The sequence below is a fragment of the Demequina sp. genome (assembly GCF_016278765.1).
Lineage (GTDB): Bacteria > Actinomycetota > Actinomycetes > Actinomycetales > Demequinaceae > Demequina.
This window is the reverse complement of record NZ_JADQBE010000031.1, coordinates 84893-109125: the sequence shown is the minus strand read 5'-3', so window position 1 is coordinate 109125 and position 24233 is coordinate 84893. Positions and strand designations below refer to the sequence as shown.

Below are 24233 nucleotides of genomic sequence, written 5' to 3'. Positions count from 1 at the left end.
CAGGGGTGACTGACAGGCTGGGAGAGCGAGTGCAACAGCTAGGCGAGATCCTCATGTCAGAAGGTGCTTTGACCGAGCACCAGTTGATGGATGCCATTGACGAACAACAGGCTAGGCAGCAGACGCTCGGTCGCACCCTCGTAGAGCTCGGCATGATCACCGAGTCGCAGTTGGTGCGCGCGCTCGCGCAGCAGGTCGGCATGGAATTCGTGGATCTCACGTCCTACCAGGTGGACCAGTCGGCGGTCGCGTTGGTGCCGGCGGCGCTGTGTCGCCGCCACAACGCCCTCCCCGTCTCCCGAGACGGTGACGTCCTCAAACTGGCGATGGCCAATCCCTCCAACGTGGTTGCAGTCGACGATTTCCGTTCCGCGTCGCGCATGCAGGTGGTTCCGGTCATCGCCACCTACGAGGACGTGAATGCCGCCATTGACCGCTTCTGCCGCGCCGACTCCGAACTGGACGAACTTCAGGATGAATTGGGCGACGTCGGCGACGTTGCTGGCGAATTGGGTGGGCTGTCGAGCTCCACGGAGGATGACGCCCCCATCGTGCGGTTCGTCAATCTGCTCATCACGCAGGCCATCCTGGACCGCGCGTCTGATATTCACATCGAGCCCGGCGAGAAGGACATGGCTATCCGCTACCGGATCGACGGCGTGCTGCATGAGATGCAACGGGCGCCCCGGGCTTCGTCGGCTGGGGTGACGTCTCGACTCAAGATCATGAGCGACATCGACATCGCCGAGCGTCGTAAGCCCCAGGACGGTCGACTCTCCGTCAACCACCAGGGCCGCAAGATTGACCTCCGTGTCGCCACCCTTCCCACGGTGTGGGGCGAGAAGGTCGTCATGCGTATCCTCGACAACACCACCGCGGCGCTCGACCTTGAAGACCTCGGACTGAGCGACACGAACACGTTGCGCTACCGGAGGTCGTTCACCAAGCCCTACGGAATGATCCTGGTCACGGGACCCACGGGCTCGGGCAAGTCCACCACCCTGTATGCGACGCTCAACCAGATCGCGCGCCCAGAGATCAACGTCATTACGGTCGAGGACCCGGTGGAGTACCGGATCGCCGGGATCAACCAGGTTCAGGTGAACCCGAAGGCGGGATTGACCTTTGCGTCGGCCCTCAGGTCGATCCTGCGCGCCGACCCCGACGTGGTGCTGGTGGGCGAGATCCGCGACCAGGAGACTGCGCAGATTGCGATCGAGGCGGCGCTCACCGGCCACCTGGTGTTGTCGACTCTTCACACCAACGACGCGCCATCGGCCATCACCCGCCTGATTGAGATGGATGTGGAGCCGTTCCTGGTGGGTTCTGCGGTGGACTGCGTGGTGGCGCAGCGCTTGGCCCGTCGGCTGTGCACCTACTGCCAGGAGGACCGACCGTTTCCCACAAGCCAGTTGCCCGAGAAGATTCAACCCCACGTCAAGGGCAGCGAGGTCACGTTGTCCGCGCCGGTGGGCTGTTCGCAATGTTCGCAAACCGGGTATCGAGGGCGGCTTGCGCTCCACGAGATCATGGTGATGGACGAGGACTTGGAGCGGCTTGCGGTCTCGCGGGCCTCGTCTGCAGAGATTACGCGCACGGCGGTGGCGAACGGCATGGAGACGCTGCTCATGGACGGCTGGGCTAAGACGCAAGCGGGGCTGACGTCCCTGGAAGAGTTGCTGAGGGTCGTCAAGTGAGCCCAAGCAACGTGAGCGTGCCAGGAGGCAATGCGCGATGAACACCTACTTCGACCCTGCCGAGCAGGGCACACCCGCGGGAACGTCACCGTCGACCACCCAAGCCCCGACCCCCCAAGCTCCGCAGTACGGCGCGGCGCCGCAACAGCTATCGCCTGCGCCGCAGGCCCCCGTTCCGCAGAACTATGGGGCCGCGCCGTCTGGCCCGGCGCCTGAGCCGCCCGCACGCGATGGCGCGCCGTCACAGCAGCCGGGCGCCGGCGCCGCTACCAGGCAGCAGCGCGTCGGCATGGCGCAGGAGACGCGGTCCGGCGACCTGGACATCGCCATCGCCTTGAGGGCGATGATGACCGTTGGAGCCTCCGACCTTCACCTGACGTCCGGGGCGCCCCCAATGGTGCGCCTCGACGGCCAGTTGGCGGCCCTACCAGGTTATGAGCCGCTGAGCCAGGACGGCCTGCAGCGCTCGCTCTACGCGATGCTGACTCAGAAGCAGCGTGAGGAGTTCGAGGAACGCCTTGAACTCGACTTCTCACACGCCCTGGTGGGTGAGGCGAGGTTCCGCGTCAACATCTACCGTCAGCGCGATTCCGTGGGCGCGGCCTTCCGGATGATTCCGTACGAGATCAAGTCCCTCGACGCACTCGGAATTCCGGAGGCGGTCAACGCCTTTGCGGCGTTGCCCCGTGGACTGGTTCTGGTGACGGGGCCCACGGGCTCGGGTAAGTCGACCACCCTCGCGTCGCTGGTGGACCTCGCGAATCGGTCGCGTAGCGCCCACATCATGACGGTCGAGGACCCGATCGAGTTCCTGCACCGCCACAAGCGCAGCCTCGTGAATCAACGCGAGGTGGGTGCTGACACCCACTCCTTCCAGGCCGCGCTGAGGCACGTGCTGCGTCAGGACCCCGACATTATCCTGATTGGTGAGATGCGCGACCTGGAGACCATCCAGGTGGCCCTCACGGCTGCCGAGACCGGCCACCTCGTGTTCGCGACGCTGCACACGCAGGACGCGGCACAGACGATCGACCGCATCATCGACGTGTTCCCGGCGGGCCAGCAGGGGCAGGTCAGGACGCAGCTGGCAACGGCCATTCAGGGAATTCTGTGCCAGACCCTGCTGAGAAGGGCCGACGGACCCGGCCGTGCGGCTGCAGTCGAGGTGCTGATCGCGACTCCGGCCATCCGCAACCTGATCCGCGAAGGCAAGGTTCACCAGATCTATACGGCGTTGCAGGCGGGAGCCAACTTGGGCATGCAGACGATGGACCAGCACCTCGCGGAGTTGGTCAAGAACGGCGCCATCTCGTATGAGGTGGGCGCGGAGACGTGCCACAGCGTCGAAGAGTTCAAGCGACTCTGCGGCAGAGTGACGACCTAAGGAGGGAGGCACGACGACATGGCAACAGTCACCAAGAAGTACGAGTTCACCGCCCGCGACTCCGCGGGCAAGGTGCACAAAGACACCATGGAGGGCGCCTCGGCGTCCTTCGTATCCTCGCGCCTCAGGGACCGGGGTCTCACGGTGCTCAACGTCTCGGAGAAGGGCAACAGCGGCCTCAATCGCGAGATCAATATCCCCGGCTTTGGCCCCAAGATCACGCTGAAGGACATCTCGATCATGGCGCGGCAGCTCGCCACGATGATCGGTGCCGGACTGTCGCTGTTGCGGGCGTTGATGATCCTCACCGAGCAGACCGAGAGCAAGCCGCTGGCGAAGGTCCTGGGCTACGTGCGCAATGACGTTGAGACGGGTCAGAGCTTCTCGCAGGCGCTGGGCAAGCACCCCGACGTCTTTCCTCCCATCATGATCAACATGGTGAGGGCCGGGGAGGTGGGAGGCTTCCTCGACGATGTGCTGGTGTCGATCGCCGGCAACTTCGAATCCGAGGTGGCACTGCGGGGCAAGATCAAGTCAGCCATGGCCTATCCCGTGGTGGTGTTCGTCATCGCCATTGTGGCGGTGATCGGGATGTTGCTGTTCATCGTGCCCGTGTTCGTAGAGATGTTTGCGAATCTGGGCGGCGAACTTCCGTTGCCCACCCAGATTCTGGTGACCATGTCAGACGTGCTGAAGTGGAGTTCGCCACTCATCGTTGTGGGAATCATCACCTTCATGGCATGGTGGAAAAGAAATAAGAATAAGTACTCGGTTCGCGAGCGTCTCGATCCCATCAAACTCAAATTGCCCGTTTTTGGCCTTTTGATGAAGAAGATCGCTTTAGCACGATTTGCCCGAAATTTTGGGGCGATGGTGCGGGCGGGAGTTCCGATTCTTCAGGCTCTCGACATTGTTGGTCAGGCATCGGGTAATGTGGTGATCGAGAAGGCCACGGCGTCCGTGAAGGACTCGGTGAGGCGGGGCCAGTCGCTTGCGGCGCCGCTTGCGCAGCACCCGGTGTTTCCGCCCATGGCCGTGCAAATGATGGCCGTGGGCGAGGACACCGGGGCGCTTGACACCATGCTGGACAAAATTGCAGATCTGTACGATCAAGAGGTAGAGGCCACCACCGCGGCGCTCACCTCGCTGATCGAGCCACTCATGATCGCAGTGCTCGGCTCGATCATCGGCGGCATGATTGTCGCCCTCTACATGCCTATCTTCATGGTCTTTGACCTTATTCAATAACTCCACACACAGACTTTGAGGGGTGTTGAGCCCTTCAAGGAGGCGGGAAACCGCCTTTACTTACTCACAATGAAGATCAACGTTTAAGGAGAACTATCATGATGGCTCGTGTTCGCAAGCAGTTGGCCAAGGAAGACAAGGGCTTCACGCTCATTGAGCTTCTTGTGGTCATGATCATCATCGGCATTCTTGCCGCTATCGCCATTCCGATCTTCCTGAACCAGCGGAAGAAGGCCGAAGACTCCGCAGCCAAGGCCGATGTGTCTACCCTTGGCAAGGAAATGGCCACCTACTATGTTGACGCCACCGGAACGCCCCCCACCGTCTCGAAGGATGCCACCTCTGGTCACTGGTTGCTCGGCACGGACGATGTCGGTAACGCTTCGGCCAACGTTGTGTTTGACAGCCAGACTTCCACGGCCGGCACAGAGGCGGTCACTTGGTGTGTGTCTGTGAGCAACCCGTCGGGCGACGTGGCGGCAACTGACGGCTTCAAGTACTCGGCAGAGGGTGGCCTTGAGCCGGGCACGTGTGACGGAGCGGTATAGGTTCCCTGAGCTAGTGCGATAGCAAGTCGCGGCCTCGGGTGGAGAGAGGCAAAACCTCTCTCCACCCGAGGAAACACTGGTAAGGCTGCTGAGGAAAGAGATGAACGTGATAAGAGTTCGGCGAGACAAGTTGAACCAACGTGACGCAGGATTCACGTTGGTCGAACTCGTTGTCGCCATGCTCGTCATCGCTATCGTGCTGATCGCAATCATCACTGTCCAGGCGCGGGCGCTCACCACGAACGCGGAGTCCCAGGCGCGCCAGGAGTCAACAGCAATCGCGAACCAGGCCATGGAACAACTGCGCTCGATGCCGTGGCACTACCTCAAGAAGGGGTTGTACTCCGGCTTCGTGACCGCCGCTGGCGGGGACCCCTTCGTCACCGGCTCAACGCTCACGGTCAGTTCTCGCAGTTATGCGCTCTTGATTGGTTCGACCGGATCCGACCAGGTCCTGACAAGCCCGTGGCCACCGTTGTTCGATGGTACCGGTTCAAACAAACAGCTTGTGTCATCGCCGTCGGGCAACGGTGACACCTTTACGGTCCGCACGTACGTGACGGCCGACCAGGCCGGAAACGCGAACGCGCGAGGTCTCGTCGTGGTCGCGTCGTGGAACAAGCGTGGCAGCGGTGACACGGTCGAGACCGTGCTCACCTCTACCGCCTACGCCCCGACCGGGAGCGCCTGTGGTAACGCCGAGGCCCCGTACCTCGCGGCGTGCCAGGCACAGTTCGAGGCGACGGCCTCCACCAGCAAGATCAGCGTCTCCGCGTCCGCGGCATCACTCGACGGGTCAGCGCTCCTGCCTCTGCTGAACGGGTCCCCGTACTACAAGATGCAGATGACCACTGGCAGTTCCTCCGCACGCGTCTCGAGCCAGCAGGTGTCCAAGGCGACCAGCGTGGCCAGCCTCGGTGGAGTGCTATGGGATGACAATTTCGACTCCACGTCGCCGAGCGCGAACGGCTGGACGCGCGGTTCCACACTGTACGAGAACGAGGCTTCAGACGACGCGACTACGGGCGCGGCGCCTCCGAACCCTGCCGACGTCAGCGGCTTCGGAGCGGACTCGACGTACGGACTCAGCTCGGGCCCCTTCACCTTCAACGTTCGCTCCGATGACTCCCGTACCGGAACGGCTCGCGCCGTCACCACGCAGGCCTGCACCACAGGCTTGGCCTTCGATGTCACGGCAGGCGCACCGTGTGGGACTGGCTCGGTCACTGGCACCGGCAACACGGCGAGTATGGGGCTCACGGTGGACGGCAAGACGCTCTCCTTCGCGAGCGTCGGCACCTCCGGGCCGCCGTCGGACCGAGCGTGGGCGGCCCGCTTCGCCACCGTCGCCGGCAACTCCTCGGTGGGCTGCACCACCGTCACGGGAAGTACGTCGGGTTGCACGTCGGCCGGGGCGCAAAAGAGCATTGGTTCCGTGGTGGTCGGAGGTGTGACCGGTGATGACTGGGCCGGCGCCGACGACTACCTGGTCAAGATGACCAACTACGCGGACTCGGTCTCCGTGCAACGCGGCGTGGGCGCCACTGCGGTGGATCCCACGTGGGACAGGAGCGGGTCTATCGAGTATTGGGATGGCACCGGATATTCCTCCTTCTCGCTTAGCACCGGGCTGCTCGGGCACTGGGACATCGGATCCGCTACGTGGACGACAAGCCTTGCGACCGTCACCGCCACCGGAACGATCGACGTGACACGCACCTTCTTCAACGTGCTGTCGTCCACGGACTGCAAGGGCGACGATGGCTGTTCGGTGTCCGCCGGCAACGGTTTGGTGCAGGTCATCATCTACTACGACATCGAGCCGACTGCGGCGTCTTCGTTCACCCCGTGGACCATGACGGTCAAGACGATCATCAATGGTTCGCAGGCGGCGGCGCTGTTCAAGGAGAGCCCCAATGGTTAGGCGATTCCGACGCGCGCGGCGCGAAGAGGGTGGCTTCACCCTGGTGGAGTTGCTGGTCTCGATGACCATCTTTTCGGTGCTGATGGCGATTATCCTGAGCCTCATGATCACCATGATGTACCAGGCCAAGGACAACCTCGGTCGTCAGCGTGCCGTCGAGCAGGGGCGGCTGGGCCTGGCGCAGATCGACCGGCAGATCCGTTCGGGCAACCTGATCCTTGATCCCCTGAACGACGGCGTCGCCGAATCGGGGGTGCCGGCCAACTACTCGCTGCGGATTTATACGCAGGAGGGCGGAGACGACATGTGCGTGCAGTGGCGCGTGAAGTTCCCCCCTGACAGCGAGTATGGGGCACTGGAGTATCGCGAGTGGGAGCCCGACGACACGAGCACGGCCACGTCGTGGAGCCGCGTCGCTTCCAACCTCGTCGCGCCGTCGGCCACCTTCGCGGCCACGGATTCGCAGTCATGGCCGCCCTTCTGGGTGGACACCACCCTCCCGTCGGGTACCGACGCGCAGAACATCCGCGTCACTTTGCGCATGACTGATCCCGACGCGAAGACGGGCTCAAAGCCGCAGGTGTTGACCTCCGTCGTTACGGGACGCAACACGGTCTACGGCTATCCTTCACTCACGTGCAACGTCGTGCCCACACCATAGGAAAAGAGAGGGCCGCCATGTCTCGCTTCTTCATCACGCGCCGCCAGGATGACTCCGGCGTCGCGCTCGTGATGGCAATGGGTGTCGCGTTGTTGGGGATCATGGTTGCCGGCGTCGTCGTGAGTATGACCATCATTGCCGCGAACGACTCCGGTCGGGACCGCGTCCGCACCGCCGAGATTCACAGCGCGGAAGCCGCTGTCGACACCACTATGGCGATCCTGCAAGGCCCCACCACGCCCTGTCCGGGCCCGGCATTCAGCGGCCTCACGTACGGGTCGGGTCCGGAGGCCAGTACAGTCGTGGTGACGATCGACTACTCCAAGGTGGACGCCGCGGGGGTCGTCACTAACCTGACCTGCGATAGCAGCGATGTTCTTTCGGATGTCCCTAGCCTGGCGGTCATCAGCGCGACCTCCACAGCCGTTAACGCACAGCAGGGACTTCAGCCGGTGCGTACGCTTGAGGCTAAGGTCAACCTCACACCGGTGTACTCGCCTGGTGCCACTGCAGCCATCTTCTCCGCGAATGGCCTCGGTACGAGCGCGGCTTTCCATCTAGAGCCGGGAACCCCAGGCGAGAGTTCCAACGTGTGGATCGACAGCGGAGACTGGACCTGTAAGGGCGGGTCGAGCCAGATCAAGACGGTCGGCTCCGTGTTCCTTCCCGCTGGGTCCCTCGACTTGCAGAACAACTGCGTGGTCGACGGCGACGTGTGGACGCAAAACAACCTCAGCACGTCCGCGTCGTCGGAGTCCAACGCTGTGAGTGGTTCGATCACCGTGCGCTCGGGCAACCTCAGCCTGAGCAAGGCGATCACGATCAACGGCTCCGCCTTGCTCGGCGGCGCGACCGACACGAATCTCACGGCCCTCGGCGGCATCACCGCCAATGTCGGCGCCTCCGCGATCCCCAACCTCACGTCGGTGGGGCTGCCGCAGATCGAGTGGACGCCCGCGACCTGGATAGCGGAGGGCTTCACGGTCAAGACCGCCGCAGACTTCGGTGTGCGCATGGACGCGTCCTGGAGCGGCCCGGACGGAAACAGCCCCTGCAACAGTTGGAACGATTCGACTCCGATCGCCCTCCCGACAGGGAAGACTGTCTACGACCTGCCTTCGTCGTGCCCCGGCACCATCGACATCAAGAAGGGCGCGCTCGCACTGTACGGTGACACCGCGATTTTCCTCAACGGCCTCAGCGTGACGACGTCGTTCACCGTCACATCTGGAGACGGAGCCCCCCACAAGCTGTGGATCATCGTGCCGTACTCGGCGCCCACCACCGGCTCGCGCGGCCTCGAGTCGAACTCGACGAGCATTGTATTTGACGCCAATATCGAGGCCTTCCTGTATGCGCCGGGCACGGTCAGCATGAACCCGCACGGCAACTTCCGCGGGCAGATCTACGGCGGCACCGTCGACCTCAAGAACGATTCCGACATGGTGTACGAGAACGTGGGCGTGCCCGGAGTCGACCTGGGCGCTGGCACGAGCTCGATCATCGGGTTCGACGTGGAGCTGGTCAACAAGCGTGAAGTGTCATAGTCGGGCGTCGTGATCGTCTTCATCGGGGCGTGCCTGGGATTGCTCTGCGGCTCCTTCACCAACGTCCTCATCGCACGCGTACCTTCGGGGGAGCAGTGGCGCACGGGTTCCAGCCGATGCCCGAATTGTCGCACTGACCTCGCGTGGTACGACAACATTCCCGTACTGTCATGGGTGCTGTTACGGCGCCGATGCCGTCACTGTCACGAGCCGATCTCGGCCCGCTATCCGGTGGTAGAACTTACGGTGGCCATCGTGTTCGCGCTGGTAGCGGACGTGTTCGGAACGAGCGCGCTGGCAGTTGCCCTGGTGTACCTGGCAGTGATCACGGTGGCTCTCACTGCCATCGACCTGGAGCACCGGCGCTTGCCCGACGCACTGACGCTGCCCGCGTACCCCGTGCTGGCAGTCGCGATCGCCATCTATGCAGGCATGGAGAACGAGTGGTGGATTCTGGCCCGCGCACTGATCGGCGCCGCGATCCTTGGGGGCGTGTATTTCGCGTTGTGGTTCGCCTACCCGAAGGGAATGGGCTTCGGCGATGTGAAGGCCGCCGGCATGCTCGGCTTGGCGCTCGGCGCCGTGGGGTGGAGCGCGGTCGCGGTGGGTGCGATCGCGGGGCCGCTGATCGGGGGAGTCGTGGGAGTCGCCGTGGTGATCCGCAGCAGGCGCGCGCGCGGAGTGGCCATCCCGTACGGCCCCTGGCTCATCGCGGGCGCCTGGCTGGGGATCCTTGCAGGAAACTGGATCGGGCACGGATATGTCGATCTTGTGACGGGTGGCTTGAGTTGATGACCAAAGTGTCCGATAGCACTACCGAACCTTGGAAGAAGGGGAAAAAGTGGCAATCCACCGACTAGGCCTCGACCTCGGCTCGACGCACGTGCAGCTTGCCGAAGTTGAGTTCGCCAACAAGAACGACATGGCGACCGGAACCGGAATCCTCACGGGTTTCGCCCAGGTCACCATTCCGCGCGGCTCGCTTGAAGGCGGCGAAGTCGTCGATGTCGGCGCCGTCGCGACCGCCATTAGGAACGCCGTCTCGATCGTGTCCCCCAAGACAAAGGACGTCATTATCGGGGTCGGCGCCGAAAGCGTGGTGGTGCGCGAAATCGAGTTGCCCGAGATGCCGATGGCGCAGTTGCGATCCTCACTCCCGTTCCAGGTGCAGGATGTGCTGCCGATGTCGATCGACGAATCGGTGCTCGACTTCTATCCGACGGGGACTCTCGAGGGGGCCAGCGCCTCGACACTGCGCGGAATCCTGGTTGCGGCGCCCAAGGCTTTGGTGTCCCAGAACCTTCTCGCGGTTGATGCCGCCGGGCTCAAAACCGTTGGCGTAGACATCAACGCCTTCGCTTTGATTCGAGCTCAACTTGCAGGGGATCTGTCGTCTCGCGTGGTGGCCTTCGTCGACATCGGCGCTCAGATGACCAACATCGTCATCTGCCAGGCGGGCCAACCCCGCTTGGTACGCACCCTGTCCTCAGGCGGTCACAAGGCGACGGACGCGGTGGCCACGGCACTGCGTATTGATGCGCAGCAGGCAGAGCAGATCAAGTTCAACATTGGAATGGAACCGCCGTCGGACAGGGAATTGGTGCCCGCCCACGACGCGATCGCTGCCTCCGCGCGCTCTCTTGTCGACGCGGTGCGCAACACCTTCGTCTACTACTCCAGCAACAACCACGGCGAGGCTATCGAGCGGGTGGTCATTACCGGCGGCGGGGCCCACCTACGCGGCCTCGGCCAGCATCTTGCGACCGCCAGCCGGCTCCCCGTCACCTTCGGAAACTCCTTTGCGCGCGTGACCATCGGCAGCAAGTTGGGAGCCGATGCCGTGCGCGGTTTCGAGGCCAACGTTCCCGTGGCGGTCGGCCTGACGTTTGGGGAGGCAGCATGAACGCCGTACCGGAAGCAGTCGGTGCGCCGCGCACCCCGCTTGTCGATCTCCTTCCGCCCGAGATCGAAATGCGCCGCAAGGCCAGGCGCTCCAAGCGTCTGATCGTGGTGGTGGTGGTGCTGTTCTTCGCACTTGTAGCGGGTGCGTGGTATTACGCCTATTCGGTTCGCGTGTCGGCAGAGTCCGACCTGGCCGCTGAGCAGAGCAAGACCGCCGCCAAGCAGGAGGAACTTGCGACGTACGACTACATCCCCGTGTTGCGGGCGGCACTGGACAACGCGGTGAATGCTCGGGCGTTGGCCGGCAGCGCCGACATCACGTGGGCGACGCAACTCAACTCGCTTCTCACGTCGACTCCGACTGGCATCTCACTCACGACCTTGGCGGTGTCTGCGGCGACTCCGTCTGAGCCGTTGTTGCTTGACGGGACTCCCTTCCAGCAACCGGATCTCGGCCAATTGTTCTTCTCGGGCGAGGCTGCAAGCGAGGCAGACGTCGCGGCTTTTCAGGATGCGCTCGACGAGTTGCCCGCTTTTCAAAACAGTTACATCGCCTCCATCACGATTGGGCCGCCCGCCGAAGGTGAGACTCCGTACTGGACATTCACCGGATCAACGCGAATCACGTCGAATGCCCTGTCGGTGCGCACGGTGACCGAGCAGGAGTTTGTGACTCCGTCTCCGTCTCCCTCTGCAGAAAGCGAAGGCTAGATCATGAAGAACGCTTCCGGAACTGTCGTGTGGATGTTGGGCGCGCTCCTCGTTTCGATCCTGGTGGGGGCGGGCGTGTACTTCCTGCTCATCTCGCCGGAGCTCGAAAAGACCTCGACTGCGACGACGGAACTCGAGAGTGCTCGGGAATTCAACGATCTCCTGGACACGCAAATCCTGGCTGCACAGAGTGCAGAGAAGAACGTCGACGACTGGTACGCGGAGATTGCTGCGATTAGTCTGGATCTACCCCCGACGCCAGAACAGGCCGCACTGGAGCGGCTCGTGAACGACAGCCTGCGCAAGCAGGGACTGCCGACGGTGACGATGACGTACGGCACCCCCACGGATGTCGTGCCACCCACCAGCGACGTCGGTGTCGCGGTGGGCGCCGACCCCGCGGACGCCGACACCGGTGTGGATGCTACCGCTGAGCCAAGCGCCTCGGCGGCGCCTAGCGCCGATCCTGTCGCACCCGCAGACACGCCCGCTCCCGTGGCGGATTCACCGCAAGTGACGGGTCTTGTGCAGACGCCCGTGACGATCACCACGGAGGGCAAGCCAGCGCCCATCTTGCGCTTCCTCCTGGATATGCAGACGCAGAATTCGCGCTTCTTCACCGTGACGAACTTCGACATTTCTCGTTCTGCCGGCGCCGATGCCCAGGCTGCCCGACCTCTTCTGGAGGAAGGCGACTGGGTGATCAACATCACGGGCCTGGTTTTCAACCTGTTCGACCCGGAGTTGTCGCTGCCGATCAAGGAGCCCGCCACGACCCCTCCATTCACTGGGGACATCACGCGAAACGCGTTCGTTCCCATCCCGGGTACGGGAAACGCGGGCACTCCCTAACTCAACGGTGACTCGGGCCGGGCTGCCGCATGGCGCCCGGCCTTAGTCATGGAAGAATGAGCCCCATGCTCAGATGGCTTACTGCTGGTGAATCACACGGTCAGGCCCTGGTGGGCACCCTCGAGGGGTTGCCAGCAGGCGTCGAGGTCACGTCGCAGGTCGTTCGCGACGGGTTGGCCCGGAGGCGGCTCGGCTACGGCAGGGGCGCGCGGATGGCCTTTGAACAGGACGAAGTGACGTTCCTCGGTGGCGTGCGCCACGGGCTCACGCAGGGTGGGCCCGTCGCCATCATGATCGGCAACACCGAGTGGCCCAAATGGGAGACCGTGATGTCCGCCGACCCTGTTGATCCGGAGCTCCTCAAGGGCGGCCGGGCGCAGTCGTTGACTCGACCGCGTCCGGGCCACGCGGATCTGGTGGGCATGACCAAGTACGGCTTCGATGACGCGCGCCCGGTCCTCGAGCGCGCCTCCGCCCGGGAGACTGCGGCCCGGGTGGCGCTTGGCGCCGTCGCCGAGGCGTTCCTGCGGCAGGCCGCCAGCATCGAGCTGGTGTCCCACACGGTTCAGGTGGGTCCCATTACCGTGCCGGAGGATGCGGCCCTGCCGCCCGCTGGCTCCACCCCGGCCTTAGACGCCGACCCCATTCGTTGCTTCCATCCCGAGACTTCCGCCGCGATGGTGGCCGAGATCGACCAGTGCCGGAAGGACGGCGACACCCTAGGCGGAGTGGCCGAGGTGGTCGCGTACGGATTGCCCGTCGGGCTCGGATCACATGTCCACTGGGACCGACGCCTCGACTCCCGGCTCGCGGGCGCCTTGATGGGCATCCAGGCCATCAAGGCGGTCGAAGTGGGCGACGGGATGCGCACCGCAGCCCGGAGGGGCTCCGCGGCTCACGATGAGATTGAGTACGTCGATGGGGGAGTGCGCCGTCGCACCAACCGCGCGGGTGGGGTCGAAGGTGGCATGACCAACGGTGAGCCTTTGCGCGTCCGGGCCGCGATGAAGCCCATCTCAACGGTGCCGCGAGCGCTCGACACGATCGACGTGGCCACCGGCGAGGCGGCGAAGGCCATCCATCAGCGCTCCGACGTGTGCGCCGTCGCCCCTGCAGCGGTGGTGGCACAGGCGATGGTCGCGCTGACCCTCGCCGATGCGCTCCTGGAGAAGTTCGGAGGCGACTCCGTCGCCGAGACTCGACGCAACATCGAGGCCTACAAGGCCTCCATCCCCGACTCGCTGCGCTGATGGCTCCCGTCGTCGTCCTCATTGGACCTCCCGGCTCCGGAAAGTCTTCCGTGGGGGTGGTGTTGGCGCGCCTGCTCGGTACAGACTTGCGCGACACCGACGCCGATGTGGAGGCGGCCGAAGGGCGCTCCGTGGCCGACATCTTCGTGTCCGACGGCGAGCAGTACTTTCGTGAGGTCGAGCGCGTGGCAGTGGCCACGGCGATCGCCGAGCACGACGGCGTACTCAGCCTCGGCGGAGGCGCACCGATCGACGGCGAAACCCAATCTTTGCTGGCCCAATACGCGGCCGGCGGGGGAACGGTTGCCTTCCTCGACGTCGGCCTGACCGCCGCGGTACCCCGGGTTGGCCTCAACGCGACAAGGCCCTTACTGCTGGGCAACCCGCGGCAGAAGTGGCTCGCCTTGATGAACGAACGCCGCCCGGTCTACGAGCGCCTCGCAACGGTCACCGTGCTGACGGACAACCGCAAGCCCTCCCAAATCGCCGCCGAGATTGCGCAGGCCGTCTCGTGACCGAGATCACGGTCGCCACGGCGAAGCCGTACACAGTGACCGTGGGTGCGGGCCTTGACGAGGCCGTCGCCAGTTCGATTCCCGAGCGGGTCCGCAAGGCGCTCATCGTGTACTCCGCGCCGATGACGTCCCGAGCCGACGCGCTGAGCCGCGCGATCGAGGCACGGGGGATGACTCCTGTCAGGGCTGAGGTTCCCGATGCCGAGGAAGGCAAGACGGCGGAGGTGCTGGCCTTCTGCTGGCAGGTACTCGGCAAGTCCGACTTCACTCGTTCTGATGTGGTGATCGGTCTCGGCGGGGGCGCCGTCACCGACCTGGCCGGATTCGTCGCAGCGACGTGGCTGCGCGGCATCGACGTCATCCAGGTGCCCACCACCTTGCTGGGCATGGTGGACGCGGCGGTCGGTGGCAAGACGGGCATCAATACGGCGGAGGGTAAGAACCTGGCGGGCGCGTTCCATGAACCGCTCAGCGTGTGGTGCGACACGGATCGCCTGTTCACGTTACCCAGGCATGATCTGGTGTCCGGTCTGGCCGAAGTGGTCAAGGGTGGATTGATAGCAGACCCCCAGATCCTCACCATTATCGAGGCCAACGCCCCGTTGCTGACGGCGGACGCTCCTCAGTCGGGCTCCAGAACAGCCTCGGGCGCCGATACGCGTCAACTTGATCCCGCGGCCGTGCCAGTGCTGGCGGAGCTTGTGGCGCGAAAAGTCGCAGTCAAGGCGTCGGCGGTTGCCGCGGACCTCAAGGAGTCCTTCCATCGGGAGATCCTCAACTACGGCCACACTTTTGGCCACGCCATCGAGTACACCGAGCGCTACCAGTGGAGGCACGGAGCCGCCGTGTCCGTAGGCATGGTCTATGCCGCGGAATTGTCGCGTCTGGTCGGAAAGCTGTCAGACGAGGAGGTTGACCGGCATCGTTCCGTCCTTCGTTCGTTGGGCTTGCCCACCACGTATGCGGCCGAACGGTGGGATGCGCTCTATACCGCCATGAAGCGGGACAAGAAAAGCAGGGGAGACCTGTTGCGCTTTGTGGTGTTGCACGGCATCGGCAACCCCCAACGTCTCGAAGGGCCCGACCCAACATTGCTGGTGGCTGCGTACGATGCCGTCAGCCGCTAGCCGCGCGCCGTAGAAAGGCGGCCTGAGGTCGCCGCTACGCTGGGCGGCATGAGCAACGTCCTTGTGGTCAACGGCCCCAACCTAGGGCGCCTCGGCACGCGCGAACCCGAGAAGTACGGTTCGACCACGCACGACGAGCTCGCCGCGTTGGTGATGCAGTGGGGCTCCGAGGTAGGTCTCGAGGCGACCCTTCGCCAGTCGGATGACGAGACCGACCTGGTGCACTGGATGCACGAGGCCGTCGACACCGGCACCCACGTGATACTGAACCCCGCGGCCTTCACCCACTACTCCTACGCCCTGCGCGATGCGTGCGCGCTGGTCACCGCGGCAGGGCTTGCCCTGGTGGAGGTGCACCTCACCAACCCACACGCCCGCGAAGCCTTCAGAAGCACCTCCGTGATCTCCGGCGTGGCGACGGGCACGATCGCCGGATTCGGCGTCGACTCGTATCGGCTGGCTCTTCAGGCCGTGGCGGGGCGCGTCGGCTAGACTGGCGGACGGACTTTTTCACTCAACTGCAAGGACGATTGTGGCGACCTCGAACGACATCAAGAACGGTTCCGTACTGAACATCGACGGCAACCTCTGGACGATCATCGACTTCCAGCACGTCAAGCCTGGCAAGGGCGGCGCGTTCGTGCGCACCAAGATGAAAAACGTGATGTCCGGCAAGGTGGTCGACAAGACGTTCAACGCGGGCACCAAGGTCGAGTTCGAGACCGTAGACCGACGGGACATGCAATACCTGTACAACGACGGCACGGACTACATCTTCATGGACCCGGATACCTTCGACCAGATCCCGGTGAGCCCTCAGATCATGGGCGACGCCAAGGATTTCCTCCTGGAGAACGACAAGGCGCTCATCGGCTCACACAACGGCAACCCCATCTTTGTGGAGCTGCCCCCGTCAGTCGTGCTCGAGGTCACGTACACCGAACCGGGCTTGCAGGGCGACCGGTCGTCCGGCGGAACCAAGCCCGCCACGCTGGAGACGGGCCGCGAGATTCAGGTGCCGCTGTTTCTTGAGGCCGGCACCAAAGTCAAGGTCAACACCACCTCGGGCGAGTACCTCAGCCGTGTCAACGACTAGATGAGCGCACGCACCAAGGCTCGCAAACGCGCTCTGGACGTCCTGTTCGAGGCGGACCAACGGGGCGCGAACGTCTCTCATATTCTGGAGGAGCGCGTCGCGCTGTCCGGACGGGAAACGGCTCTGCCCGAGTACTCGGCCGAGATCGTCCGGGGAGTGGTGGCCCACTGGACCGAGATTCAGCATCTACTCCAGTCGGCCTCGACGGAATGGACCGTCGATCGGATGCCGGCTGTCGACCGCGCCCTGCTGCGGATCGCCGTCTGGGAGATTGTCTTCAACGACGACGTTTCCGCAGCTGTCGCGATCGATGAGGCCGTCGATCTGGCCACGGACTTGTCGACCGACGACTCGCCCAGATTCATCAACGGCGTGCTGGGCAGAATCGCTGAGGACGCAGCCCAACCCGGTGGCGGTGTTCCGCTAGGCTGACGGGCAACACCCCTTTAAGAGCCGTCCTGTGAGGCGGAGAAGGAGGCCGCCTTGACCGGCACCATTCTTGGCTCGCCCGACATTGATCGGGCGCTCACCCGCATTGCCCACGAGATTCTCGAACGCAATGGCGGTGCCGCCAACATCGTCCTGCTGGGAATCCCCACGCGCGGGCTTCCGCTGGCCGAGCGGCTGGCGGCAAAGATCGCCACTGTGGAAAGCGGATTCGACGCGCGCGAACGCTGCGGCGCGCTCGACATCACGATGTATCGCGATGACCTGTACCGCCAACCGACCCGCACCATCGGGCCCACCACCTTGCCTCCGCAGGGGATCGACGACGCCGTGGTCATCCTGGTCGACGACGTCTTCCACACGGGTCGCACCATCAGGGCCGCACTCGACGCGGTCAAGGACGTGGGCAGGCCGCAATCGGTCCAGTTGGCTGTGTTGGTGGACCGGGGGCACCGGGAGCTGCCGATCCGAGCCGACTTTGTGGGCAAGAACATCCCCACCTCGCGTTCGGAAAGGGTGGATGTCCACCTCACGGAGGTCGACGGCGAAGACGCGGTCATCCTGACCGGAGGCGAGCGATGAAGCACCTCCTCGGCACTCAGGACCTCAGCCGGGAGGAGGCCGTGCTCATTCTGGACACGGCGGCGCAGATGGCCGCCACGCAGGAGCGCGAGATCCGCAAGCTGCCCACGCTGCGCGGCAAGACGGTGGTCAACCTGTTCTTCGAGGACTCGACGCGCACGCGCATCAGTTTCGAGGCCGCCGCCAAGCGCCTCAGCGCGGACGTCATCAACTTCTCCGCCAAGGGCTCCAGCGTGTCCAAGGGCGAGAGCCTCAAGGACACGGCGCTGACGCTCCAGGCCATGGGCGCCGATGCGGTGGTCATCCGCCACTGGGCGTCCGGCGCGGCCGACCAGCTGGCCCACGGCGGGTGGCTGCACGGCAGCGTCCTGAACGCCGGCGACGGCACCCACCAGCACCCCACCCAGGCACTCCTGGACGCCTACACGATGCGCCGACACCTCGTGGACGGCCCCGACGGCAAGGGCCTTGACGGCCTTCACGTCGCGATCGTGGGGGACATCCTCCACTCGCGCGTGGCGCGCTCCAACGTTCACCTGCTGACCACGCTCGGCGCCAAGGTGACTCTCGTGGCGCCGCCCACGCTGCTGCCTGTGGGCATCGGCCCGTGGCCCGTGACCGTGGTGCACGGACTGGACGCGGCGCTCGACGGGCCCCAGATCGATGCCGTGATGATGCTGCGGGTCCAGCGCGAACGCATGACCGGCGGGGGGGCGGCGTTCTTCCCCAGCCCCCAGGAGTACACGCGGCTGTTCGGGCTCGACGGGCAGCGGATGGCGCGCCTGCCTGAGCACGCGATCATCATGCACCCCGGCCCCATGAACAGGGGCCTGGAAATTTCGGCGGAAGCGGCGGACAGCCCCCGCTCCGTGATCGTGGAACAGGTGGCCAACGGGGTGGCGGTGCGCATGGCGGCGCTCTACCTGCTCTTGGCGGGAGAGGAGCAGATGTGAGCGGCGCATTCATCATTTCCGGCGCGCTTGTCTACGGCGAGAAGGCGGCCGATGTTGCGGTCGTGAACGGGGTCATCGTTCCGGTGGGGGACGCCCCGTCGACGGCCGTGCGCGTGGACGCGGACGGCCTGGTGCTACTGCCCGGACTCGTGGATCTTCACACCCACCTGCGCGAGCCCGGCCGCGAGGACGCCGAGACCATCGAGACCGGCTCCCGTGCTGCGGCCAGAGGCGGTTGGACCGCCGTTCATGCGATGGCCAACACCACCCCGGTGGCGGACACCGCGGGCGTTGTCGAGCAGGTGTGGTCACGCGGCCGCGAGGTGGGCCTGGTGGACGTGTACCCCGTGGGAGCGGTCACGGTGGGCCTCAAGGGCGAGCACCTGTCGGAGATGGGCGCGATGGCGCACTCGCGCGCCAGGGTGCGGCTGTTCAGCGACGACGGCATCTGCGTCAACGACCCCGTCATCATGCGTCGCGCCCTCGAGTACGTGAAGTCCTTTGACGGCGCCGTGCTGCAGCATCCTCAAGACCTGCGCCTGACCGAGGGATCGCAGATGCACGAGGGCGAGATTTCGGCCGAACTCGGGCTGACGGGTTGGCCCGCGGTAGCCGAGGAGTCGATCGTGGCGCGCGACGTGCTGCTGGCGGGGCACGTGGGCTCCCGGGTGCACCTCCAGCACCTGTCCACCGCCGGCTCCGTGGACATCGTCCGGTGGGCCAAGTCGCGCGGCATCCAGGTGACGGCCGAGGCGACGCCACACCACCTGTTCCTCACCCACGAGGAGGCGCGCAGCTACAACCCGCTGTTCAAGGTCAACCCGCCGCTACGCACCGCCGAGGACGTCGACGCCGTGCGTCAGGGGCTTGCGGACGGCACCATCGACATCGTTGCCACGGACCACGCGCCGCACCCCGTCGAGGACAAGGACTGCGAGTGGGCCGCGGCCGCCTTCGGCATGACCGGGCTCGAGACCGCGCTGGGCATCGTCCAAAGCGTGATGGTCGATTCCGGTCTCATGACGTGGAGGGATGTGGCACGAGTCATGTCGACCACGCCCGCCGCTATCGGCCGCGTGTCGCAGTGGCATGGCCGGCCCATCGCGGCGGGCGAACCGGCGAATCTGACCCTGGTGGACCCCCGCGCGGAGCACACCGTGGATCCCGTCTCGCACGCGAGCAGGTCGCGGAACAGTCCCTACGCTGGCAGGGTGTTGCCCGGCCGAGCGGTGGCGACGTTCCTGCGCGGCACGCCCACCTTTCTTGACCCCCGATGTGAAGGAGCCTTCGCGTGACCAACGAACCGGCCGTGCTCGTCCTCGAGAACGGTGATGTGTACCGCGGCGAGGCATACGGGGCCCGCGGCGAGACCCTCGGCGAAATCGTCTTCAACACCGGCATGACCGGCTACCAGGAAACGCTCACCGACCCGTCGTACTACCGGCAGATCGTGGTCATGACGGCGCCGCACATCGGCAACACCGGCATGAACGACGAGGACGCCGAGTCCCGCCGCATCTGGGTGTCAGGGTTTGTCATGCGGGAACCGGCGAGGCGACCAAGCAACTGGCGGTCGCAGCGCTCCCTCGGCGACGACCTTGCGGAGCAGGGCATCGTCAGCATGTCGGGCATCGACACCCGCAAGCTCACCCGAACCCTGCGCACGTTCGGCTCCATGCGCGGCGGGATCTTCTCCGGAGACGCCCTCGCGAACGATGCGGACTTGCTGGCCCGGGTGCGCGCCGCAGCGCCGATGGCGGGGGCGCACCTCGCCGACGCGGTCTCCATCGACGGCGACTACGTCATCGAGCCGCCCGACGGCGTCGAACGGGTCGCGCACGTGGTCGCCGTCGACCTTGGCATCAAGGCCACGACACCCGAACTGATGGCCCAGCGCGGCATCAAGGTAACCGTGGTTCCGTCGTCGTGGACCGCGGACCAGATCCTTGCGCGCGAGCCCGACGGCGTGTTCTTCTCCAACGGCCCCGGCGACCCGGCCGCCGCAGACCGGACCGTCGAGGTGATCCGCGCGATTCTCGACGCGCGCGTGCCCCTGTTCGGGATCTGCTTCGGCAACCAGCTGTTGGGACGTGCGCTCGGCTATGGCACCTACAAGCTCCGCTTTGGCCACCGCGGCATCAACCAGCCGGTCATGGACCGGACCACCGGCAAGGTGGAGATCACGAGCCACAATCACGGCTTCGCGGTCGACGCACCGCTGGGTGATGCGAGCGAGTCGCCCCACGGTTACGGCCGTGTCCATGTCAGCCACGTGTGCCTCAACGATGATGTGGTGGAGGGGCTCGAATGCCTCGACCTGCCCGCCTTCTCGGTCCAGTACCACCCGGAGGCGGCGGCAGGCCCGCACGATGCCGCGTATCTCTTTGACCGATTCCTCGACCTCATGAACGGTCGACGCACCTTGGAAGGGACCCGCTAGTGCCCCGCCGCGACGATATCCACACCGTAATGGTGATCGGCTCCGGCCCGATCGTCATCGGCCAGGCCTGCGAGTTTGACTACTCGGGAACCCAGGCGTGCCGGGTGCTCAAGGCCGAGGGCCTGCGCGTGGTGCTGCTCAACTCGAACCCGGCCACGATCATGACCGACCCCGAGTTCGCCGACGCGACCTACGTGGAGCCGATCACCACCGACGTGATCGAACGGATCATCGAGAAGGAGCGCCCCGACGCGCTGCTCGCGACCCTGGGCGGCCAGACCGCGCTCAACGCGGCGATTGCGGTGGCTGAGGCGGACATTCTGGAGCGCTACAACGTCGAACTCATCGGCGCCAGCCTGGAGGCCATCAACCTGGGAGAAAACCGCGAGCTCTTCAAGGGCGTGGTGGAGCGCTGCGGCGCGGACAGCGCCCGTTCCCACATCTGCCACACCATGGACGAGCTGGTCGCGGCGGCAGAGGATCTGAAATACCCCGTCGTGGTGCGCCCCTCCTTCACCATGGGAGGCCTCGGCTCGGGCCTTGCCTACGACGAGGAGGATCTGCGCCGCATCGGCGGGGCGGGACTGCGCTATTCGCCCTCGACCGAGGTGCTGCTCGAGGAGTCCATCCTGGGGTGGAAGGAATACGAACTCGAGCTGATGCGCGACAAGCACGACAACGTTGTGGTGGTGTGCTCCATCGAGAACCTGGACCCGGTGGGCGTGCACACCGGAGACTCCGTCACGGTCGCGCCGGCCCTGACCCTCACCGACCGGGAGTATCAGAAGCTTCGCGACGTCGGCATCGCGGTCATCCGTGAGGTGGGAGTCGACACCGGCGGCTGCAACATCCAGTTTGCCGTTGAGCCAACCACCGGGCGCGTCATCGTGATCGAGATGAACCCGCGCGTGTCGCGCTCGTCGGCCCTCGCCTCCAAGGCCACGGGCTTTCCGATCGCCAAGATCGCCGCGCGGCTGGCGATCGGGTACACGCTCGACGAGATCCCCAACGACATCACCGGTTCCACGCCCGCAAGCTTCGAGCCGACCCTCGACTACGTGGTGGTCAAGGTACCCCGCTTCGCCTTCGAGAAGTTCCCGGCGGCCGACCCCGTGCTCACCACCACCATGAAGTCGGTAGGGGAGGCCATGGCGCTCGGCAGGAACTTCACCGAAGCGCTGGGCAAGGCGATGCGGTCGATCGACAAGAAGGGTCAGGTGTTCCACTGGGAGGGCGAACCGCCCACCGGCGAGGCACTCGATGCGCTCCTGGCTCAGTGCGCGATCCCCACCGAGCAGCGACTGATCCAGGTCCAGCAGGCGCTGCGAGCCGCGATCAACGACCCCGATGTGGTGGACCGAGTCTTCGACGCCACCGGCATTGACCCCTGGTTCCTGGACCAGATCCTGTTGATGAACGAGATCGCACTCGAGGTCACCGGTGCGCCGGGCCTGGACGAACCTTTGCTGCGGCGCGCTAAGAGCCACGGATTCTCGGACGCCCAGATGGCCAAGCTGCGACACATCGACGAGTCCGCGATCGCCTCGGCACGCGTCGATGCCGGGGTGATTCCGGTGTTCAAGACGGTGGACACGTGCGCCGCCGAGTTCGAGGCGCACACCCCGTACCACTACAGCTCCTACGACGAGGAGAACGAGGTGCAGCCCCGCGAGCGGGAGGCCGTCCTCATCCTCGGCTCCGGGCCCAACCGCATCGGACAGGGAATTGAGTTCGACTACTCGTGCGTGCATGCGGCACTCACGCTCAAGGACCAGTACGAGACCGTCATGATCAACTGCAACCCCGAGACGGTCTCGACGGACTACGACACGTCCGATCGCCTCTACTTTGAGCCACTCACCTTCGAGGACGTGATGGCCGTCTATGAGGCGGAGAAGGCCGCGGGGCCCATCAAGGGCATGCTGGTGCAGTTGGGTGGCCAGACGCCGTTGAGCCTCGCCCAGCGGCTCTCCGACGCGGGGGTGCCCATCCTGGGCACCACGCCGGAGGCGATCAACAAGGCGGAGGACCGTCGCGAGTTTGGCGTGGTGCTGGAGACCGCGGGCCTGCCGGCTCCGCAGTACGGCACCGCTCACGGGATCGACGAGGCGACCGAGATCGCCGAACGCATCGGCTATCCCGTGCTCGTGAGGCCGTCGTACGTGCTCGGCGGCCGCGGCATGGAGATTGTGTACTCGCGCGAGCAGCTCGCCGACTACGGCACCCGGATGGCGGGCGTGGGGGACCACGTGACGGATGCTCCGCTGCTGATCGACAAGTTCCTGGACGATGCGATCGAGATCGACGTTGACGCCATCTTTGACGGCGACCAGATGTTCCTTGGCGGCGTCATGGAGCACATCGAGGAGGCGGGAATCCACTCCGGGGACTCGGCGTGCGTGTTGCCCCCGGTGACGTTGTCGGCGGCGGATCTTGACCGCATCCGGGTCTCGACGGAGGCGCTGGCGCGCGGCATCGGCGTCCGGGGACTCATGAACGTGCAGTTCGCGCTCGCCAGCGACGTGCTGTACGTCCTGGAGGCGAACCCGCGAGCATCCCGGACGGTGCCGTTTGTGGCCAAGGCGACCGGAGTTGCCCTGGCCAAGGCGGCCGCGCGCGTCATGCTGGGCGCCACCATCGCGGAGTTGAAGGCGGAGGGAATGCTTCCAGAACTCGACGCAAGCGTGTACGACGATCACGCTCGCATCGCCGTCAAGGAGGCCGTGCTGCCGTTCAAGCGCTTCCGCACGCATGGCGGCCTTGCGGTGGACTCCATTCTGGGCCCCGAGATGCGGTCCACCGGCGAAGTCATGGGGTTCGATGAGACCTTCCCGCTCGCGTTCGCGAAGTCGCAGGCCGGCGCCATCGGCGGTCTGCCGCTGTCCGGCACCGTCTTCGTCTCGACGGCGGACCGTGACAAGCGGGCCATCACCTTCCCGGTGGCACGGCTCCATCAGTTGGGATTCTCCATCCTGGCAACGGAGGGAACGCGCCGAGTTCTGTCGCGACACGGAATTCCCTCCGAAGTGGTCCGCAAGAAGTCTCAGGGCAAGGGACCTGACGGGGAGCCCACCATCGTGGACCTCATCAATGACGGATACATCGACATGGTTGTCAACACCCCGTCCGGTCAAGGCGCGCGCGCAGACGGCTATGAGATCCGCGCAGCCGCCACGGCGGCGGACGTGGCGATCATCACCACCACGCAGCAACTTGCGGCGGCGGTCCAGGCGATCGAGGCGCTCCAGCGAGGGCGCTTTGAGGTGATGAGCCTGCAAGATGTGGCGCGAGACATCGCATCGATGAGAACGCCCAGGTAGAGTGGCCCCTAATACAAGACGTGGGTTCT

22 protein-coding genes are annotated in these 24233 nt (G+C 65.1%); all 22 read left to right on the top strand.

Annotated features, from left to right (window positions below):
* Positions 1-29: 29 nt before the first annotated feature.
* The 22 genes from QZZ29_RS06420 to carB all read left to right on the top strand — a co-directional run bounded on the left by QZZ29_RS06420 (position 30) and on the right by carB (position 24204).
* Positions 30-1697: an ATPase, T2SS/T4P/T4SS family gene (locus tag QZZ29_RS06420; protein WP_291382182.1), complete on the top strand. Its 1668-nt coding sequence runs from the start codon at positions 30-32 to the stop codon at positions 1695-1697.
* Positions 1698-1734: 37 nt separating this feature from the next.
* Positions 1735-3081, top strand: coding sequence for a PilT/PilU family type 4a pilus ATPase (locus QZZ29_RS06415; protein ID WP_291382160.1), 1347 nt, complete (start codon positions 1735-1737; stop codon positions 3079-3081).
* An 18-nt stretch (positions 3082-3099) separates the two neighbouring features.
* On the top strand, positions 3100-4329 hold the full coding sequence (locus QZZ29_RS06410) for a type II secretion system F family protein (RefSeq protein WP_291382159.1): 1230 nt from the start codon (positions 3100-3102) through the stop codon (positions 4327-4329).
* A 98-nt stretch (positions 4330-4427) separates the two neighbouring features.
* Positions 4428-4877, top strand: a complete 450-nt coding sequence (locus QZZ29_RS06405; RefSeq protein WP_291382158.1) for a type II secretion system protein — start codon at positions 4428-4430, stop codon at positions 4875-4877.
* A gap of 100 nt (positions 4878-4977) precedes the next feature.
* On the top strand, positions 4978-6801 hold the full coding sequence (locus tag QZZ29_RS06400; RefSeq protein WP_291382157.1) for a prepilin-type N-terminal cleavage/methylation domain-containing protein: 1824 nt from the start codon (positions 4978-4980) through the stop codon (positions 6799-6801).
* The gene (locus QZZ29_RS06395) at positions 6794-7462 is read left to right on the top strand and encodes a type II secretion system protein (RefSeq protein WP_291382156.1); all 669 of its coding nucleotides are present in this window, start codon (positions 6794-6796) and stop codon (positions 7460-7462) included. Before QZZ29_RS06400 ends, QZZ29_RS06395 begins: the two co-directional genes overlap by 8 nt.
* Positions 7463-7479: 17 nt before the next feature.
* Positions 7480-9009, top strand: coding sequence for a hypothetical protein (locus tag QZZ29_RS06390; RefSeq protein WP_291382155.1), 1530 nt, complete (start codon positions 7480-7482; stop codon positions 9007-9009).
* Between the two features lie 9 nt (positions 9010-9018).
* Positions 9019-9801 carry an A24 family peptidase gene (locus QZZ29_RS06385; protein ID WP_291382154.1) on the top strand — a complete coding sequence of 261 codons (783 nt, stop codon included), beginning with the start codon at positions 9019-9021 and terminating at the stop codon, positions 9799-9801.
* 49 nt (positions 9802-9850) lie between these two features.
* Positions 9851-10912 (top strand): type IV pilus assembly protein PilM, encoded by a 1062-nt coding sequence (gene pilM, locus QZZ29_RS06380; protein WP_291382153.1) that lies wholly within the window; start codon positions 9851-9853, stop codon positions 10910-10912.
* Positions 10909-11622: a PilN domain-containing protein gene (locus tag QZZ29_RS06375; RefSeq protein WP_291382152.1), complete on the top strand. Its 714-nt coding sequence runs from the start codon at positions 10909-10911 to the stop codon at positions 11620-11622. Before pilM ends, QZZ29_RS06375 begins: the two co-directional genes overlap by 4 nt.
* Before the next feature lie 3 nt (positions 11623-11625).
* On the top strand, positions 11626-12474 hold the full coding sequence (locus QZZ29_RS06370) for a hypothetical protein (protein WP_291382151.1): 849 nt from the start codon (positions 11626-11628) through the stop codon (positions 12472-12474).
* 65 nt (positions 12475-12539) lie between these two features.
* A complete protein-coding gene (aroC, locus tag QZZ29_RS06365) occupies positions 12540-13724 on the top strand; it encodes a chorismate synthase (RefSeq protein ID WP_291382150.1) in 1185 nt (394 codons plus the stop codon).
* Positions 13724-14239: a shikimate kinase gene (locus QZZ29_RS06360; protein WP_291382149.1), complete on the top strand. Its 516-nt coding sequence runs from the start codon at positions 13724-13726 to the stop codon at positions 14237-14239. Before aroC ends, QZZ29_RS06360 begins: the two co-directional genes overlap by 1 nt.
* Positions 14236-15366 carry a 3-dehydroquinate synthase gene (aroB, locus tag QZZ29_RS06355; RefSeq protein ID WP_291382148.1) on the top strand — a complete coding sequence of 377 codons (1131 nt, stop codon included), beginning with the start codon at positions 14236-14238 and terminating at the stop codon, positions 15364-15366. The genes QZZ29_RS06360 and aroB overlap by 4 nt, the downstream gene beginning before the upstream one ends.
* Positions 15367-15414: 48 nt before the next feature.
* On the top strand, positions 15415-15858 hold the full coding sequence (gene aroQ / locus QZZ29_RS06350) for a type II 3-dehydroquinate dehydratase (RefSeq protein WP_291382147.1): 444 nt from the start codon (positions 15415-15417) through the stop codon (positions 15856-15858).
* Positions 15859-15898: 40 nt separating this feature from the next.
* Positions 15899-16462, top strand: coding sequence for an elongation factor P (efp, locus tag QZZ29_RS06345; protein WP_291382146.1), 564 nt, complete (start codon positions 15899-15901; stop codon positions 16460-16462).
* Complete coding sequence (nusB, locus tag QZZ29_RS06340) at positions 16463-16894, top strand: transcription antitermination factor NusB (RefSeq protein ID WP_291382145.1); 432 nt, start codon at positions 16463-16465, stop codon at positions 16892-16894.
* 51 nt (positions 16895-16945) lie between these two features.
* Entirely contained in the window at positions 16946-17491 is a 546-nt protein-coding gene (gene pyrR, locus QZZ29_RS06335) for a bifunctional pyr operon transcriptional regulator/uracil phosphoribosyltransferase PyrR (RefSeq protein ID WP_291382144.1), read from the top strand.
* Complete coding sequence (locus tag QZZ29_RS06330; protein ID WP_291382143.1) at positions 17488-18444, top strand: aspartate carbamoyltransferase catalytic subunit; 957 nt, start codon at positions 17488-17490, stop codon at positions 18442-18444. The genes pyrR and QZZ29_RS06330 overlap by 4 nt, the downstream gene beginning before the upstream one ends.
* Positions 18441-19739, top strand: coding sequence for a dihydroorotase (locus tag QZZ29_RS06325; protein WP_291382142.1), 1299 nt, complete (start codon positions 18441-18443; stop codon positions 19737-19739). Before QZZ29_RS06330 ends, QZZ29_RS06325 begins: the two co-directional genes overlap by 4 nt.
* Positions 19736-20884: a glutamine-hydrolyzing carbamoyl-phosphate synthase small subunit gene (gene carA, locus QZZ29_RS06320; RefSeq protein ID WP_291382141.1), complete on the top strand. Its 1149-nt coding sequence runs from the start codon at positions 19736-19738 to the stop codon at positions 20882-20884. The genes QZZ29_RS06325 and carA overlap by 4 nt, the downstream gene beginning before the upstream one ends.
* The gene (carB, locus tag QZZ29_RS06315) at positions 20884-24204 is read left to right on the top strand and encodes a carbamoyl-phosphate synthase large subunit (RefSeq protein ID WP_291382140.1); all 3321 of its coding nucleotides are present in this window, start codon (positions 20884-20886) and stop codon (positions 24202-24204) included. Before carA ends, carB begins: the two co-directional genes overlap by 1 nt.
* Positions 24205-24233: the final 29 nt, after the last annotated feature.